The organism is Nocardia testacea NBRC 100365 (genome assembly GCF_000308775.1).
Taxonomy (GTDB): domain Bacteria; phylum Actinomycetota; class Actinomycetes; order Mycobacteriales; family Mycobacteriaceae; genus Nocardia; species Nocardia testacea.
In genome coordinates this window covers 1-16673 of the sequence record NZ_BAGJ01000042.1, presented here as the reverse complement: position 1 = coordinate 16673, position 16673 = coordinate 1, and the positions used below count along the sequence as shown (strand labels likewise).

General features: G+C 69.8%; 17 protein-coding genes. 11 read left to right on the top strand and 6 right to left on the bottom strand.

The features are described 5' to 3' along the window. Positions 1–21 precede the first annotated feature (21 nt). From aosR to rdgB, 9 genes are all read left to right on the top strand, one after another. Positions 22–591 carry an oxidative stress transcriptional regulator AosR gene (aosR, locus tag ON38_RS05600; RefSeq protein ID WP_039822899.1) on the top strand — a complete coding sequence of 190 codons (570 nt, stop codon included), beginning with the start codon at positions 22–24 and terminating at the stop codon, positions 589–591. After that, positions 588–1649, top strand: a complete 1062-nt coding sequence (locus ON38_RS05595; RefSeq protein ID WP_039822898.1) for a P1 family peptidase — start codon at positions 588–590, stop codon at positions 1647–1649. The genes aosR and ON38_RS05595 overlap by 4 nt, the downstream gene beginning before the upstream one ends. Positions 1650–1831: 182 nt before the next feature. Then, the gene (locus ON38_RS05590; RefSeq protein ID WP_039822896.1) at positions 1832–2254 is read left to right on the top strand and encodes a M67 family metallopeptidase; all 423 of its coding nucleotides are present in this window, start codon (positions 1832–1834) and stop codon (positions 2252–2254) included. Between the two features lie 48 nt (positions 2255–2302). Further along, positions 2303–2581, top strand: coding sequence for a MoaD/ThiS family protein (locus tag ON38_RS05585; protein ID WP_039822894.1), 279 nt, complete (start codon positions 2303–2305; stop codon positions 2579–2581). Positions 2582–2585: 4 nt separating this feature from the next. After that, positions 2586–3548 (top strand): PLP-dependent cysteine synthase family protein, encoded by a 963-nt coding sequence (locus ON38_RS05580; RefSeq protein WP_039822957.1) that lies wholly within the window; start codon positions 2586–2588, stop codon positions 3546–3548. A 237-nt stretch (positions 3549–3785) separates the two neighbouring features. Further along, positions 3786–4505: a rhomboid family intramembrane serine protease gene (locus ON38_RS05575; protein ID WP_039822893.1), complete on the top strand. Its 720-nt coding sequence runs from the start codon at positions 3786–3788 to the stop codon at positions 4503–4505. A 69-nt stretch (positions 4506–4574) separates the two neighbouring features. Beyond that, positions 4575–5339 carry a cyclic nucleotide-degrading phosphodiesterase gene (locus ON38_RS05570; RefSeq protein ID WP_039822892.1) on the top strand — a complete coding sequence of 255 codons (765 nt, stop codon included), beginning with the start codon at positions 4575–4577 and terminating at the stop codon, positions 5337–5339. A gap of 43 nt (positions 5340–5382) precedes the next feature. After that, positions 5383–6156: a ribonuclease PH gene (gene rph / locus ON38_RS05565; RefSeq protein WP_039822890.1), complete on the top strand. Its 774-nt coding sequence runs from the start codon at positions 5383–5385 to the stop codon at positions 6154–6156. Continuing rightward, positions 6156–6764 carry an RdgB/HAM1 family non-canonical purine NTP pyrophosphatase gene (rdgB, locus tag ON38_RS05560; RefSeq protein ID WP_039822889.1) on the top strand — a complete coding sequence of 203 codons (609 nt, stop codon included), beginning with the start codon at positions 6156–6158 and terminating at the stop codon, positions 6762–6764. Before rph ends, rdgB begins: the two co-directional genes overlap by 1 nt. 15 nt (positions 6765–6779) lie before the next feature. On the opposite strand, the gene ON38_RS05555 is transcribed toward rdgB, so the two are convergent. The 3 genes from ON38_RS05555 to ON38_RS05545 all read right to left on the bottom strand — a co-directional run bounded on the left by ON38_RS05555 (position 6780) and on the right by ON38_RS05545 (position 8613). Then, positions 6780–7079, bottom strand: coding sequence for a DUF3817 domain-containing protein (locus ON38_RS05555; protein ID WP_373281190.1), 300 nt, complete (start codon positions 7077–7079; stop codon positions 6780–6782). Positions 7080–7141: 62 nt separating this feature from the next. Then, positions 7142–7663, bottom strand: coding sequence for a hypothetical protein (locus ON38_RS05550; protein ID WP_039822885.1), 522 nt, complete (start codon positions 7661–7663; stop codon positions 7142–7144). Between the two features lie 74 nt (positions 7664–7737). Further along, entirely contained in the window at positions 7738–8613 is an 876-nt protein-coding gene (locus tag ON38_RS05545) for an oxidoreductase (protein WP_039822884.1), read from the bottom strand. 126 nt (positions 8614–8739) lie between these two features. On the opposite strand from ON38_RS05545, the gene ON38_RS05540 reads away from it, so the two are divergent. After that, complete coding sequence (locus ON38_RS05540) at positions 8740–10782, top strand: ATP-dependent DNA helicase (protein WP_039822883.1); 2043 nt, start codon at positions 8740–8742, stop codon at positions 10780–10782. A 10-nt stretch (positions 10783–10792) separates the two neighbouring features. On the opposite strand, the gene ON38_RS05535 is transcribed toward ON38_RS05540, so the two are convergent. From ON38_RS05535 to glgP, 3 genes are all read right to left on the bottom strand, one after another. Beyond that, positions 10793–11335: a DoxX family protein gene (locus tag ON38_RS05535; protein ID WP_039822882.1), complete on the bottom strand. Its 543-nt coding sequence runs from the start codon at positions 11333–11335 to the stop codon at positions 10793–10795. A gap of 98 nt (positions 11336–11433) precedes the next feature. Continuing rightward, positions 11434–12795, bottom strand: coding sequence for an NCS2 family permease (locus ON38_RS05530; RefSeq protein ID WP_039822881.1), 1362 nt, complete (start codon positions 12793–12795; stop codon positions 11434–11436). A 437-nt stretch (positions 12796–13232) separates the two neighbouring features. Continuing rightward, positions 13233–15770 carry an alpha-glucan family phosphorylase gene (gene glgP, locus ON38_RS05525; RefSeq protein ID WP_174372391.1) on the bottom strand — a complete coding sequence of 846 codons (2538 nt, stop codon included), beginning with the start codon at positions 15768–15770 and terminating at the stop codon, positions 13233–13235. A 381-nt stretch (positions 15771–16151) separates the two neighbouring features. Here glgP and ON38_RS05520 point away from each other — a divergent pair. After that, a partial coding sequence (locus tag ON38_RS05520; RefSeq protein ID WP_039822879.1) for a maltotransferase domain-containing protein occupies positions 16152–16673 on the top strand: 522 nt, incomplete at its 3' end.

The following is a 16673-nucleotide window of genomic DNA, read 5'->3' as shown; positions in this document are numbered from 1 at the left end:
TCGGACGGTTACCGTAGCGACGTGCGTAAATGGAGCCGGAAGAACTCATTGAGCGGTCTCAAACTGCGGTCGGAGATGGACGCGCGCGAAGCCAGCGTGCTGCGCTCGCTGGTCGGAGCCGTTTCTGGTCTGCTCGGTGAACGCGCCTCCTCCGCCCCGGAGGACGAGCTCGCCGCTCTCACGGGCCTGCGCAGCGGGAACACCGCGCCGCCCGACGATCCGCGACTGGCCCGGCTGTTGCCCGAATTCCATCGGGCCGAACCGGGCTCCCCCGACGCCGAACGAGCCGATCTGAACAGCGCCCTGCGCGGCCTGCACGAGCCGGAGATCATCGACGAGAAACTGGCCGCCGCCGGGGTGTTGCTGCACACCCTCCCCGAGGACGGCGGCAAGATCGTGATCACCCCGGAAGAGGCCGACTCCTGGCTCACCGCGCTCACCGACGTCCGGCTGGCCCTCGGTGTGGTGCTGGAGATCGACGCCGACACGCCCGAGCAGTTCCCGCCCGACGATCCACGCGCCCCGCACCTGGACGTCTACCACTGGCTGACCTGGATGCAGGATTCCCTGCTGCAGGCGATGGCCTCGTGACCGCCGCGCCCGGAGCACGAGACGCGCTCACCGATGTGGCCGGCCTGCTCGTCGGCCACCACCAGGTACTCGACCCGGACGCGACCCACGGATCCGGCGCGGCCACCGGCTGCACCGTGGTCCGCGCACCGGGTGGCGCGGTCGCCGCGGTGGATGTCCGCGGTGGCGGCCCCGGCACCCGGGAAACCGATCTGCTCGACCCCGCGAACACGGTCCGGCAGGTCCACGCGATCCTGCTCACCGGCGGCAGCGCCTACGGTCTGGCCGCCGCCGACGGGGTGATGCGCTGGCTGGAGGAACACGGCGAAGGGCTGCCCATGTCGCCCGAGGACCCCACCCGCGTGGTGCCGATCGTGCCCGGCGCCGTGATCTTCGACCTTCCGGTCGGCGATTGGAACACCCGCCCGACCGCCGAATTCGGTTACTACGCGGCCGACGCCGCCGGGCCCGATTTCCTGCGCGGTTGCGTCGGCGCCGGGACCGGGGCCCAGGCGGGTGCGCTCAAGGGCGGTATCGGCACCGCCAGTATCCGGTTCGACGAGGGCGTCACCGCCGGGCTGACCGTGGGCGCGCTGGTAGTCGCGAATCCCGTCGGGTCGGTTTTCGATCCGCGCACCGGGATTCCGTGGGGCGCGGGCACGGACGGACCCGAGTTCTTCGGCCTGCGCCCCGGTACCGCCGAGGAACTCGCGGCCGCGAACGCGCTGGCGGTGAAGGGCACCGTCCTCAACACCACGATCGGGGTGGTCGCCACCGATGCCCCGCTCGGCCCGGCCGGATGCCGCCGGCTGGCCACCGTCGCCCACGACGGGCTGGCCCGGGCGGTCCGTCCGGCCCATTCCCCGCTCGACGGGGACACCTTCTTCGCGCTGGCCACCGGCACCGCGACACCGCCGGACGGGCCTCGGCTGCCCGCCGCGTTCCCGGCCGATCTGGCGGTGGTCGACGCATTGTGCACAGCGGCGGCGGTATGCGTCGAACGCGCGGTGGTCGACGCGATCCGCACCGCCCACTCCGTGGCCGGCATTCCGGCGTACAGCGACCTGTTCGGTGCTTGATCGCCCGCCGCCGGCGAGGCCGTGACGCAGCTCTGGGCGCCCCCGGCCGGGCGGCGGACCGTGCCCCTTCACGCGCGCGGCGGTAGGGGCCGTGCGGGGTGCCGGGAATACGCGAATATCCTCGGCAGTTGTCGGCTGTGTCCGGCCGGAGATGGCCTGACAAGAGGTGGAAGGGTTCGATTGTGCTCGTGATCAGGGCCGACCTGGTGGATGCGATGGTCGCGCACGCGCGCGCCGACCATCCCGACGAGGCCTGCGGCATCATCGCCGGGCCCGAGGGGTCCGACCGGCCCGAGCGTTACGTCGCCATGATGAACGCGGAGCGGTCGCCCACCTTCTACCGTTTCGATTCCGGCGAACAGCTGAAGGTCTGGCGAGCCATGGACGACGCCGACGAGGAGCCGGTGGTGATCTACCACTCACACACCGCGACCGAGGCCTACCCGAGCCGTACCGATATCTCCTACGCCTCCGAGCCGAACGCTCACTACGTGCTGATCTCCACCCGTGATGCCGCGCGGCACGAACTGCGCAGCTACCGGATCGTCGACGGCGAGGTCACCGAGGAGCCGGTCCAGATCGTCGACGCCTACGAAACCGCCTGACGCCAAGTTTTCCGACCCACCCACCGAGTACAAGCGAGGAGCAGCACCATGCCGGTCACCGTGTCCATCCCGACCATCATGCGTACCCACACCGGAGGCGAGAAGCGCGTCGCGGCCGAGGGGTCCACACTCGCCGCGGTGATCGACGACCTCGAGGCCAATCACCCCGGGCTGGCCGAGCGGCTGCTCAACGAGGGCAAACTGAACCGGTACGTCAATATCTATGTCGACGACGAGGACGTCCGGTTCTCCGGCGGCCTGGAGACCGCGGTGGGCGAGGGCTCGACCGTGACGATCCTGCCCGCCGTCGCGGGTGGGGCCCGCTGATTCCGTGGCACGCTACGAGTCACTGATCGCGACCCTCGGGAACACCCCGCTGGTCGGTCTGCGCACTCTGTCCCCGCAGTGGGAGGGCGAGCAGCCGGTACGGCTGTGGGCCAAACTCGAGGACCGCAACCCCACCGGGTCCATCAAGGACCGGCCCGCGCTGCGCATGATCGAACAGGCCGAGGCCGACCGCCGGCTGACCCCGGGCTGCACCATCCTGGAACCCACCAGCGGCAACACCGGTATCTCGCTGGCCATGGCGGCGAAACTCAAGGGATACCGGCTGGTCTGTGTGATGCCGGAGAACACCTCTGTGGAGCGCCGGCAACTGCTCACCATGTTCGGCGCCGAGATCATCGACTCACCGGCGGCGGGCGGCTCGAACCAGGCGGTGGCCCGGGCCAAGGAGATCGCCGCCGCGAACCCGGACTGGGTGATGCTGTACCAGTACGGCAACCCCGCCAACGCGCTCGCCCACTACGAGACCACCGGTCCGGAGATCCTCGCCGATCTGCCCGAGATCACCCATTTCGTCGCCGGTCTGGGCACCACCGGCACTCTGATGGGAACCGGCCGGTTCCTGCGCGAGAAGGTCCCGAACATCGAAATCGTCGCGGCCGAACCCCGCTACGGCGAACTGGTCTACGGCCTGCGCAACATCGATGAGGGTTTCATCCCCGAACTGTACGACGAGTCGGTACTCACCAGCCGGTTCTCCGTGGGGCCCTACGACGCCGTGCGCCGCACCCGTGAACTGGTCCTCGAAGAGGGAATCTTCGCCGGTATCTCCACCGGCGCCATCCTGCACGCCGCGCTGGGTGTCGCCCGCAAGGCCGTCGCCGCGGGCCGCCGTGCCGATATCGCCTTCGTGGTGGCCGACGGCGGCTGGAAGTACCTGTCCACCGGCGCCTACGACGGCACCCTCGAAGAAGCCGAGGAACGCCTCGACGGCCAGCTCTGGGCCTGAGTCCGCGGCGCGCGGAGTCGACCCGCCCCGCGACCGAGTTTGCAGGTCAGCGGATTTTCCACCCGCCCTCCCGCAGCGGCCGATACCCTGGGTGCATCCGCTCGCCCGAGTCTCCGCTCCGTACGGCATACCTCCACGGCCGGGGCCCCGGTTCTGGAGCGACGGAGTGAAGACCCGGGGTCACGAGGGCCCCGGCCCGCGGCGCCGATGGCGCCGCAATGAGCACAGGAGATCGTGATGACCGGTGGTGGGCCGCTGGGCGCTTCGTTCGACCCCGACCGTATCGCCGCGCTCCGGCCCGGGCCGGCCGGTGGCGGGTCTCCCGGCGGCCCCGGTGCGGGCCGGTTCGCCGCCACCCGTCGCACCTGGTCCCGGGCCGGTGTGCTGACCCTCGCGTTCGTGATCGTGCTGTATCTGATCGAGGCCGTCGACGTCCTGGTCGACTTCGATATCGATCGCGCGGTCGGTATCGAACCCCGCGCGGTGGACGGCCTGGACGGCATCGTCTTCGCACCGCTGCTACACCACGGCTGGGACCATCTGATCGGCAACACGCTGCCTGTGCTGATCCTCGGCTTCCTGACCCTGGCCACCGGGATCCGCCGCGGGCTCGCCGCCACCGCGATCGTCTGGTTCGTGGCGGGGGTGGGCACCTGGCTGACCGGTGGTCAGTACACCGTGCACGTGGGCGCGTCCTCGCTGGTGTTCGGCTGGCTCACCTACCTCATCTGCCGCGGCTGGTTCGCCCGGCAGTTCGGCCAGATCGTGCTGGGTCTGGTGATCCTGGTCCTCTACGGTTCGCTGCTGTGGGGCGTACTACCGGGTCAAGACGGAATCTCCTGGCAGGGACACCTTTTCGGCGCCATGGGTGGACTGTTCGCCGGGTGGGTACTCTCCAGTGATGAACGTCGACACCGCCGTCAACTCCACACCGGGCCACTCGCCTCGCCCCGGTGACCGTGGGTGCGGCCAGTATTTTCGGGGGATGCGGTCTTGAATCGGGAAACCTCGTGGCAGCATGGTGATATGCGCCTCACCGTCCTCGGGTGCTCGGGCAGTGTGTCCGGCCCGGATTCCCCCGCGTCGGGTTATCTGCTCACCGGTCCGGACATGTCGCCGGTGGTCATCGATTTCGGGCCGGGCATCCTCGGTGCGCTGCAGCGATTCGCCGATCCCGGCGAGGTGTCGATCTTTCTCACCCATCTGCACGCCGATCACTGTCTCGACCTCCCCGGGCTGCTGGTGTGGCGGCGCTATCACCCGACGCCCCCCACCGGGCAGGCGATCGTCCGCGGCCCCTCGGATGCCCCGCTGCGGATCGGTAACGCCTCGGCCGAGATCGGCGGGGAATGCGACGACTGGTCCGATGTGATCGATTTCCACCCGTGGAACGAGGACGAGACGGTGGAGTTCGGTCCCGGGCACACCATCACCGCACGTCGCATGTTCCACCCGCCGGAGTCCTACGGTCTGCGGATCGTCACCGCCACCGGCCGTACCTTCGTCTACACCGGCGATACCGCGGTCTGCCCGGCGGTCCAGGATCTCGCCCGGGGCGCCGATGTCCTCCTGGCCGAGGCGTCCTGGACCCACGACCCCGCCAATCGCCCGGCGGGTATCCACCTTTCGGGCACCGAAGCCGGCCGGATCGCCGCCGAGGCCGGGGTCGGGGAACTCCTGCTCACCCATATTCCGCCGTGGACCTCCCGCGAAGATGTCATCGCCGAGGCCAAGGCCGAGTTCACCGGGCCCGTGCACGCGGTGACCCCCGGCGAGTCCTTCGACCTGTAGACCCAGGCATGTCCCGGCACGGGTACCCCACTACGCTGAGCCCGTGTCGAGACGAGCCGATGGCAGGGCGGACGACGAACTCCGCGAGGTACGGATAACTCGGGGCTTCACCACGCATCCGGCGGGTTCGGTGCTGGTGGAGTTCGGACAGACCCGGGTGATGTGCACGGCCAGCGTTACCGAGGGGGTGCCGCCGTGGCGCCGCGACTCCGGTCTCGGCTGGCTCACCGCCGAATACGCGATGCTGCCGGCCGCCACCCATACCCGCAGCGGCCGGGAATCGGTCAAGGGGAAGGTCGGCGGGCGCACCCAGGAGATCAGCCGGCTGGTCGGCCGCTCCCTGCGGGCCTGTATCGATCTGGCCGCCATCGGCGAGAACACCATCGCCGTCGACTGTGATGTGCTGCAGGCCGACGGCGGCACCCGGACCGCCGCGATCACCGGCGCCTATGTGGCGCTCGCGGACGCGATCACCTATCTGGGGGCGGCCGGGGCGCTGGCGGATCCGCAGCCGATCTCCTGCGCCATCGCCGCGGTGAGTGTCGGTGTGGTGGACGGCCGGGTCCGGCTCGATCTCCCCTACGAGGAGGATTCGCGGGCCGAGGTCGATATGAACGTGGTCGCCACCGATACCGGCACCCTGGTGGAGATCCAGGGCACCGGTGAGGGCGCGACCTTCCCGCGGTCCACCCTCGACAAACTGCTCGATTCGGCACTGGCCGGGTGCGAACAGTTGTTCGCTGTCCAGAAGGAAGCGCTGGCCCTGCCCTATCCCGGCGTACTGCCGGAGGCCACCGAGAACTCGAAGAAGAAGTGATGACGCGTCGGGTTCTGCTCGCCAGTCGTAACGCCAAGAAACTGAATGAACTGCGCCGCATCCTCGACGAGGCCGGAATCGCGGGCCTGGAGATCGTGGGCCTCGACGATGTACCCGAGTATCCGGAAGCGCCGGAGACGGGGGCGACCTTCGAGGAGAACGCTCTGGCCAAGGCGCGCGACGGCGCGCGGGCCACGCGGCTGCCCTGTATCGCCGATGATTCCGGGATCGCCGTGGACGCACTCAACGGTATGCCCGGAGTGCTGTCGGCGCGCTGGGCGGGCCGCCACGGTGACGATGCGGCGAACAACGCGCTGTTGCTGGCGCAGTTGTCCGACACACCCGACGAACGCCGGGGCGCGAGTTTCGTCTCCGCCTGCGCGCTGGTGATACCGGCGGGCGCGGAGATCGTGGTGCGCGGCGAATGGCCGGGCACCATCGCGCGGGAACCGCAGGGTGACGGCGGCTTCGGCTACGACCCGCTGTTCCGCCCCGACGGCGGGGAACTCAGCGCCGCGCAGCTCACCCCGGCACAGAAGGACGCGGCGTCCCATCGTGGTCGGGCGCTGGCTCAGCTCCTGCCGGCGCTCGCCGCGCTGGGGAGCTGAGCCCGGCGCGGGGACTCAGACGCCGAAGTCCCGCTTGACCTGCCGGGTGTTGCGGTGCTCGACGAAGAACGACAGCAGCGGGATCGTGCCCGCGAGCAGCGTGCCGACAGTGCGTTTGATCGGCCAGCGCACCTTCACCGCCAGATCCGCGGTGAGGATCAGGTAGATGAAGTACGCCCATCCGTGCACCACCGCGATCCAGCTGGGCGTATCGACACCGAACCCGTATTTGGCGATCATCTCGGCGGTGAGGAACAGCAGCCACAGACCGGTGACCCAGGCCAGGACGCGGTAGCGCAGTAGCGCGCCCGCGATCCGCCGGTCGCCGGCCGGCGCGGCGCCGGCCTCGGGGGCGGTGGTGGCGTTTTCGCTCGCGGTCAACCCGCGCTCCTCTCGGTTTCGCGGGCCGGGCCCGCCGGGCGGCCCGCGGCGCCGTCGACGGCGTTCAAACGGGCCAGGTAGCTGTTGTATTCGGCGAGTACCGGATCGTCGTCGCGGGCGGCCCGTGGGCGTTCGGGCAGGAAGCCCGCCGGGATCTCCCGCGGCGCGGCCGCCGGGGTACCGCGCCTGCCGGTGAACAGCCCGGTGCGGGTGTTCGCGGGATCGGACCCGGTGTCGGGAGTGCCCGCGGGTGTGTCCGTGCCCGGCTCGGCGATCGCGCCGGACGCTTCGGTGCCGGCCGTTTCGGTTTCCAACCGCACGAAGCGGAAGTAGGCGAACAACGCGAACCCGGCGAACAACGGCCACTGCAGCGCGTACCCCAGATTCTGCGCGGTGCCGCTCGCCGAGGAGAACCGCTCCCACTGCCACCAGCCCAGGGCCAGCGCGACCAGTGCCAGCACGACCACCAGCAGGACCAGGGCCGGGCGGTGCACGGTGCGGCGAGGTGTTGCGGACACGACTACCACGGTACCCGTCTACTACACGGACCGTAGTGTGAGGTGGGTATCGCGGCAGCCGGTATCGCCGCCGGTCAGAACTTGTAGACGACCCCGGTCAGGCGCTCGGACTCCGCCCACAGCCGCTGCCACAGGTCGGTGTTCTTGGACAGCCGGGTGGACGGGGACGCTTCCACCGGTCCCTGGGACTGGAACAACCGGGTCGGACCCCAGTACGTATCGGGGTCGGCGTCGGGTGTGGTGGCCGCGAACAGCGTCGAATGCGCCGCCTTCGCCGGCGCGTGCCCGACCAGCCGGATCACCGGTTTGCTGACCCAGTCCAGCGGGGTCTCGGTGCGGGTGAACAGTTCGGTGGCCGAGACCCCGGGGTGCACCCCGTAGGAACGTTTCGCCGAGCCGGCCGCCGCCAGCCGGCGCTGGAGTTCGCGCGCGAACATCAGGTTCGACAGTTTGGCCTGGGCGTAGGCCAGGTTGCGCTGGTAGCGGCGGTTCTCATAGTTCAGGTCGTCGACCCAGAACTTAGGGGTCTGCTTGTGGGCGATGCTGGCCAGGGTCACCACCCGGTCGCGCATCCGGTCCAGCAGCAGTCCGGTCAGCGCGAAATGACCGAGATGGTTCACACCGAACTGCGTCTCGAAACCGTCCACGGTCCGCGAGAACGGCACATTCATCAGCCCGGCATTGTTGACGAGCACATCGAATTCTCCGGTCTCCTCGGCGAATTCCCGGACCGAGGACAGGTCGGCCAGGTCCAGCCGGCGAACCCGCAGGTCGCCGCCGATGGAATCGGCGACCTCCTGTGCCTTCTCGGTGTTGCGGCAGGCCATCACCACGGTGGCACCCTTGCCCGCGAGTACTTTTGTGGTCTCGGCTCCGAGCCCGCCGTTGGCGCCGGTGACGACGAATGTGCGTCCGCGCTGGTCGGCTATCTGATCAGGTTTCCACGCCATGGTCCGACCTTACTTCCGAGTAAGATCGCGGGGAAGAGCGGCACACACCCGCGCTGTCGAGCGGGCAGGACAGGCCGGGCCGCGACTGGGCGCACGGCTGTCGGTGCGGCGCAGTAGGCTGCCCGAGTGCCCGAACTCCCGCCCGTATCAGACCTGCTGGCGACCGCTGTCACCGCGCTCGGCGGTAAGGAACGCCCGGGTCAGATGACGATGGCCGCGGCGGTGGACAACGCCATCGAGAACAAGGAGCATCTGGCCGTCCAGGCGGGGACGGGCACCGGGAAATCCCTCGCCTATCTGGTGCCCAGCCTGCGGTACGCGGTGCGGACCGGGCGCACGGTGGTCATCTCCACCGCGACCATCGCGCTCCAGCGCCAGCTGGTGGACCGGGACCTCCCCCGCCTGGCCCAGGCCCTGACGAAACCGCTGGGCCGCACACCGGAGTTCGCGATCCTCAAGGGCCGCAACAACTATCTGTGCCTGAACAAGATCAACAGCGCGGTCCCCGAAGAGCCCGCCGAAGCCGAACTGTTCGACGCGTTCGCCGTTTCACGGCTCGGCCGCGAGGTGAAGCGGCTCAACGAATGGGCCTCCGATACCGAAACCGGCGACCGCGACGAACTCACTCCGGGCGTCGGCGACCGCGCCTGGCGGCAGGTGAGCGTGTCCGCGCGCGAATGCCTGGGCAAATCACGCTGCCCCTTCGGTCAGGACTGTTTCGCCGAGCGCGCCCGGGCCGAATCGGCGCAGGCCGATATCGTCGTCACCAATCACGCCCTGCTGGCCATCGACGCCATCAGCGGGGTGCAGGTCCTACCCGAACACGACCTGGTGGTGATCGACGAGGCACACGAACTCGTCGACCGGGTCACCGGGATCGCGACCGCGGAGTTGTCCGCCACCGCCATCAGCACCGCGGCGCGGCGCTGCGCGAAACTCATCGACGAGCGGGAGGTCGACCGGCTCGAGGAGGCGGCCGAGGCATGGCACACCGCGCTCGACGAGCTGCCGCCCACCCGCTGGGACACGCTGCCCGAGGGTGTCGCGGGAGTACTCGCCCTGGTCCGGGACGCCGCCTGGAACGCGCGCACCGCCCTCAATCCGCAGGGCTCCGGCGGAAACGATCCCGAAGCCGCCGCCGGCCGGAACATGGCCATCGCCGGAGTGGAGGAGATCCACGACAGCGCGGTCCGCGCGCTCACCGCCTTCGACGAACCCGATCCCGCGGTCCGCCGCGATGTGGTGTGGCTGTCGGCCGACGAGATCCGCGGCGTCACCCGCCGCACCCTGCGGATGGCCCCGCTGGCGGTGGGCGGGCTGCTGCGCAGTCAATTGTTCGGCGCCGCAACGGTAGTCCTCACCTCGGCGACGCTACAGATCGGCGGAAACTTCGACGGTCTGGCCCGTACCTGGGGCCTGCCGCCGCAATCGAACAGCCGGGTCGATCCGGCGACGGCCAACAGCGCCGAGGCACCGAGCGACGCCGATACCGTCCGCTGGACCTCCCTCGACGTCGGTTCGCCGTTCGATCACGCCAAATCCGGAATCCTCTACGTCGCCAAACACCTGCCGCCCCCGGGCCGCGACGGCCTGCCCCCGGCCTACCTCGACGAGATCGAACGGCTGGTGGGCGCCGCGGGCGGACGCACGCTCGGGCTCTTCTCGTCCATGCGGGCGGCGAAGGCCGCCACCGAAGTCCTGCGCAAACGTCTGGACACCCCGATCCTGTGTCAGGGCGAGGATTCCACCGGCGCGCTGGTGCGCAAATTCGCCGACGACCCGGAAACCTCCCTGTTCGGCACCCTCTCGCTCTGGCAGGGCGTCGATGTGCCCGGCCCCTCGCTGAGTCTGGTGATCCTGGACCGTATCCCGTTCCCCCGGCCCGACGATCCCCTGCTCGCGGCGCGGCAGCGCGCCGTGGAATCGCGTGGCGGGAACGGTTTCCTCACGGTCGCCGCCAGCCATGCGGCCCTGCTCCTGGCCCAGGGCACCGGCCGGTTGCTGCGCAGCGTCGACGACCGCGGTGTCGTCGCCATCCTCGACCCCCGGCTGGCCACAGCACGCTACGGCGGGTTCCTGCGCGCCTCGCTGCCCCCGTATTGGGAGACGGCCGACCCGGCCGTGGTGGAGAAGGCACTGCGCCGGCTCTCCGCCGCCGCGACGGTCTGATCCGGAATGCTCAGAGCACTGATTTGAAGGTCAGGACGAGCACCGCGGCGACCACGGCGACCACCACCGCGACCAGGCCCCACACCACGCCGCCGCGCGCCCACGGGCGGTTGCCGTCCACCGAGAACCGGCCCGGACCGGTGAACGCCAGGGCCGCCGCTGCCACGGCGTAGAGCAGACCCGTCTCATACCCCTTGCCGGTGAGCAGCCCGCCGTCGAAGGTCGTATGGATGATGACGATGGTGGTGCCCAGCACGATGGCCGCGCCCAGTGGGGACAGCGCCCCGAGGGCGAGCAGCAGGCCGCCGGTGAATTCACTGAGTCCGGCCAGGGTGCCGAAGAAGCTGCCCGGGTTGAAGCCCATCTCTCCGAAAGCGGCATTGTTGGCGGTCAGTCCCGGACCGTCGAACCAGCCGAAAAGTTTCTGGCTGCCGTGTGCGGCGATGAGCAGACCGAAGACCACCCGCAGAATCAGCAGGCCGATATCGGTGGACAGGATACGGTTTCCGGTCGCCGGTACCGCGGTGCGATCCAACGTCGACTCGACTGTCATATGAACCCCTCCTTGCTATCCGGATAGTTGGCCACGGAAACAAACGGACCGAGGTCCCGTGTCGAAATCGTCGGTTGCCGACCCGGCCCTCCCTCAGACTATTCCGCCAGGAAGAAGAAGTATCCGAGGAAGATGAGGGTCAGTACCCACATCACCGGATGCACCTCGCGGAACCGGCCGCGGGCCACCATCACCACCGGATAGAAAATCATTCCCATGGCCAGCCCGTTCGCGATGGAGTACGTCAGCGGCATCATCACGATGGTGATGAACGCCGGGACCGCGAACTCCAGCCGGGACCAGTCGATATCCCCCAGCGACCGGGCCATGAGCACCCCGACCACTATCAGCGCCGCCGCGGTCACCGCCCCCGACGCCGCCACCACCGAGAAGATCGGGTAGCAGAACATGGCCACCGCGAACCAGGCGGCCGTCGCCACCGCGGTCAATCCGGTTCTACCGCCCGCGGACACTCCGGCTGTCGATTCCACATACGCCGTGGTGGTGGAGGTGCCGATCACCGCACCGGCCATGGTGCCCACCGCGTCGGCGGACAGTGCGCTCGCGGCCCGCGGGAGCTCACCCTTGCTGTTCAGCAGGCCCGCCTGGTTGGCGACCCCGATGAGTGTGCCCGACGCGTCGAAGAAATCGACGAACAGCATGGTCAGCACCACCACGGCCATCTGCGCGGTGAACGCGTCGGGCAGATGGATGATCGCCTGCCCGAAGGTCTGATCCAACCCCCGGGGCAGTGCCGCGACACCGTCGGGCACATCCACCAGACCGGCGACCATCCCGACCACCGCCGTCAGCACGATGCCGTACAGCACCGCCCCGTGCCAGCCGCGGACCAGGAAGATCACCGTGACCACCAGGCCGAACAGCGCCAGCACCGTCGTGCCCTGGGTGAAATCGCCGAGCTTCACCAGCGTCGAATCGCTGTCGACCACGATGCCCGCGTTCTTGAACCCGAGAAACGCCACGAACACGCCCACCCCGGCCGCGACCGCCAATTTCAGCTGCAGCGGGATCGCATTGAGGATCTTCTCCCGGATCCTGGTCACCGCGAGCACGAAGAAGATCACACCCGACAGGAAGGTGCCCGACAGCGCGACCTGCCAGGGAATACCCATACCCAGCACCACCGAGAACGCGAAGAACGCGTTCAGGCCCATCCCCGGCGCCAGCGCGATCGGATACCGCGCCCACAACCCCATGACCAGCGACCCGGCCACCGCCGAGACGGCGGTCGCGGTGAACACGGCCTGGGCCGGGATGCCCTGGTCGCCCAGCGCGCCCTGGTCGCCCAGGATGGACGGGTTGACCGCCAGCACGTAACACATGGCCAGGAACGTCACCGTGCCCGCCATGAGCTCGCGGCGCATGGTCGAGCCGTGCACCCCGACAGCGAAATAGGTATCGATCCGCCCGCGGGTCCGGGTCAGAAGATCGGTGGTCATAGGACCTCCAGTCGGCTGGACATGACACCCGCCCACGCGCGGACGGGGAGCGGACCGGAGTCCGGCAGGAACTCGCCGGGTACCGCTCCGGCCGGTCCCCGGCGCGTACACACCGAACCGAACCGGAAGAGGCGACAGCCTCGCATCCCCCCGCTGGTGACAGCGCAGTACGCAGCGGAGGTCCGGCGCCCGGCAGCGCCAGTGTGGAACGGTATCCGATACCTGTTGTGAACCGAAGTCGCCACCACCCCGAACGCGTGTGGCCCGGTACCGGACCGCCGGCACCGAGGTGAGCGACGCAACCTCGCGTGTTCGGATGTGATGTGTGTCCTGCGGCAGAGCTCGCCGCTGCACTCTCGGCGGCACACCCGAACTCGTCGCCCCCGCCGGAGCCGGCGGGCGCGGAGGGGGGCGATCTCTTCCCGGCGCGCCACCCGTCAGGCGTTGACCACCCGCCCCAGCTCCGCGGGGGAGGCCAGCAGATCGTGGGCCGGCAACACCCGGATCGTGTAGCCGACCGCACCCGCGCGCGGTAACGGAGTCTCGACGGTGAAAACCGTGAGCGCGGAGTCGCCGGACTCCGCCCCGGTGCAGGACATCGTGACGGTATCGGTGTCGGTCAGCTCACCGTCCGGTGCGACCCGCCCCAGCACGGCCTGGACCGTTACGTCGTCCGGTCCGAGACCACCGAGGTCCACCCGCGCGGTCAAGGCCAGCGGCGCCCCGACCACCGGCGTATCCCCCAGACCGGCCGCGTCCACCTGTGCCACCCGCACGCTCGGCCACGCGGCGTCCAGCCGCCTGCGGAACTCGGCGATCTCCCGGGCACCCCGGAGGTTCTCCGCGGTGACCCGCCCGGCCGCCGCGGCGGCCGGGCGGTAGTAGCGCTCGGTGTACTCGCGCACCATCCGGTCCGCGAGCACCCGGGGCCCGAGCACGCGCAGCGTGTGACGCACCATCTCGACCCAGCGGCCGGGGACCCCCGCCGCGTCGCGCTCGTAGAAACGCGGCGCGACCGTCCGCTCCATCAGCTCGTAGAGCGCGCCGGCCTCCAGATCGTCGCGGCGCTCGTCGTCGGACACACCGTCGGCGGTCGGGATCGCCCACCCGTTCTCGCCGTCGAACATCTCGTCCCACCAGCCGTCGCGGATCGACAGGTTGAGCCCACCGTTGAGCGCCGATTTCATTCCGGAGGTACCGCATGCCTCCAGCGGCCGCAGCGGATTGTTCAGCCATACATCACAACCCCAGTACAGGTACCGGGCCATCGAGATGTCGTAGTCGGGCAGGAACACGATCCGGTGACGCACCGCCGGATCGTCGGCGAACCGCACCACCTGCTGGATCAGCGCCTTACCGCCCTCGTCCGCGGGATGGCTCTTACCCGCCACCACCAACTGCACCGGCCGCTCGGGATCGAGCAGCAGATCCCGCAACCGCTGCGGATCGCGCAGCATCAGCGTCAGCCGCTTGTAGGTCGGCACCCGGCGCGCGAACCCGACGGTCAGCACCTGGGGGTCGAATACCGAATCCACCCACCCCAGTTCGGCGTCGGCCGCTCCGCGCTGCCGCCACGATTCGCGCAATCGCCGCCGTACCTCCCGCACCAGCTCGGCGCGCAACGTCGCGCGAATCTCCCAGAGCCGTTCGGGCGCCAGTTCGCCCAGCGCCTCCCAGCTGCGCGGGCGGTCGCCGGTATCGAGCTCTCCCCATTCCCGCGCGGCCCAGGTGGGCGCGTGCACACCGTTGGTCACCGAGCCGATCGGCACCTCGGCGGCATCGAAACCGGACCACAGTGAGTCGAACATGCTCCGGCTCACCGCACCGTGCAGGCGGGAGACACCGTTCGCGCGCTGCGCCAGCCGCAAACCCATATGCGCCATATTGAACACCGCGGGGTCGTCCTCCCGGCCCAGCGCGATGATCCGGTCCACCGTGATCCCGGGCAGCAGCGGCGATTCCGATTCCCCCGCCGACCCGCCGAAATACCGGTGCACCAGCGATACCGGGAACCGGTCTATCCCGGCCGGTACCGGGGTATGCGTGGTGAACACCGTCCCCGCCCGCACCGCCGCCAGCGCGGTATCGAAATCGTGGCCCGCGGCCACATACTCCCGGATCCGCTCCAGCCCCAGGAAACCCGCGTGCCCCTCGTTCATGTGGAAGACCTCGGGGTCCGCGATACCGGCAGCCGCGGTGTAGGCCCGCACCGCCCGCACGCCGCCGATACCCGCGAGGATCTCCTGCTCGATCCGGTGCCCCTGGTCGCCGCCGTAGAGCCGGTCGGTGACCGCCCGCAGATCCGGATCGTTGGCCGCGATATCGGAATCCAGCAGCAGTAGCGGCACCCGCCCGACCTGCGCGATCCATACCCGCGCCGCCAGCACGCGTCGGTCCGGCAGCGCCACGTGCACCAGCACCGGCGCGCCGTCGGCGGTCAACGGTCGCAACGGCAGCCCTTGGGGATCCAGCGCCGGATAGCGCTCGACCTGGCGGCCGTCGGAGGTCAGCGACTGCCGGAAATACCCGGACCGGTACAGCAGTCCGACCCCGATCAGCGGCAACCCCAGATCCGATGCCGCCTTCAGATGGTCGCCGGCCAGGATGCCCAGTCCACCCGAATAAATGGGCAGCGTCTCGGTCACCCCGAATTCCATCGAGAAATAGGCGATCCCCCGCACCCCCGCATCGGGGACCGGGCGATCCAGGTACGCCCGCAGATCCGCGGCCACCACGTCCACCCGTGCGCAGAATTCCGCGTCGCCGGCGAGTTCGGCCAACCGCTCCGGGGACAGCTCCCCCAGCATCCGCACCGGATCGTGCCCGGTCTCGGCCCACCGGCGCGGGTCCAGCGCGGCGAATACATCCTGTGTCGGACCGTGCCACGACCAGCGCAGATTGGTGGAGAGCTCATCCAGCGCGGCCAGCCGCTCCGGCAGGTGGGCGCGGACGGTGAGCCGACGCAGTGCCTTCATCCGCCCGAGCATAGCTGTGTATATTTGCGCGCCTCCGGCGCGCGGGTCGGGGCCCTGTGACCCCGATTCTTCCCTCCTGCGCTCAGTCGCTGCGTCGGTCCAGAATCGGGGGCGGGCCCCGACCGTGGAGGTAGACCATCCGGAATAGACAGAGGGTGCATGCCGGCGTGCGCCTCGACCGGCCCGGGGAGGCGCACAGCACTGTCAGTGCTCAACGGTCACCGTTCTTCGGACGGTCGACTGCACCCGATCGGTCGGTCCGGAATCCAGGGGTGGGCCCGACCATTGACGTAGACCATCCGGAGAAGACGGAAGAGGCACGCCGCCGACTTCACTCGCGCCGGTTTCCGCTCCGATGTCGTTACCAATAACGTGGTCAGGATGACCGGCCGCATCGCCATCGATGACACCGCCCCGCACGTCCCCGGCGACTACCCGGCGAAGGCCGTGGTCGGGGAGGTTTTCCCGGTGCGTGCCGTGGTATGGCGGGACGGGCACGGCGCGGTCGGCGCCACCCTCGCGGTGCGGGCGCCGGGCTCGTCACGGTCGGTGCGAGTGCCGATGACCCCCGACTACGAACCCGACGTCTTCAACGGTGTCTTCACGCCCACCGCCCCCGGGGTATGGCATTTCCGGGTCGAGGGCTGGGCGGATGCCATCGCGACCTGGCGGTCGGCGGTGGAGGCGAAACTGGCGGTCGGACAGAGCGCGGCGGACCTGGACAACGACCTGGAGATCGGGGCCCGGCTGCTGGACCGGGCGGCGCAGGCGGTGCCCAAGCGCGAGTTCGAGCGGCTGCGGGCGGCCGCGGCCGCGCTCCGCGCCGCCGACCCGCTTCCGGCGCGGGTGGCCCCGGCGTTCACCGACGAGGTCACCGAAATCCTGCGGCGGACGCCGCTGCGG

Excerpts from the sequence above, each read along its gene's own strand:
- rdgB (WP_039822889.1), top strand. The coding sequence starts at position 6,156 with ATGACGCGTCGGGTTCTGCTCGCCAGTCGTAACGCCAAGAAACTGAAT.
- ON38_RS05575 (WP_039822893.1), top strand. The coding sequence starts at position 3,786 with ATGACCGGTGGTGGGCCGCTGGGCGCTTCGTTCGACCCCGACCGTATC.
- ON38_RS05570 (WP_039822892.1), top strand. The coding sequence starts at position 4,575 with ATGCGCCTCACCGTCCTCGGGTGCTCGGGCAGTGTGTCCGGCCCGGAT.
- ON38_RS05585 (WP_039822894.1), top strand. The coding sequence starts at position 2,303 with ATGCCGGTCACCGTGTCCATCCCGACCATCATGCGTACCCACACCGGA.
- glgP (WP_174372391.1), bottom strand. The coding sequence starts at position 15,770 with ATGAAGGCACTGCGTCGGCTCACCGTCCGCGCCCACCTGCCGGAGCGG.
- ON38_RS05545 (WP_039822884.1), bottom strand. The coding sequence starts at position 8,613 with ATGGCGTGGAAACCTGATCAGATAGCCGACCAGCGCGGACGCACATTC.
- ON38_RS05530 (WP_039822881.1), bottom strand. The coding sequence starts at position 12,795 with ATGACCACCGATCTTCTGACCCGGACCCGCGGGCGGATCGATACCTAT.
- ON38_RS05535 (WP_039822882.1), bottom strand. The coding sequence starts at position 11,335 with ATGACAGTCGAGTCGACGTTGGATCGCACCGCGGTACCGGCGACCGGA.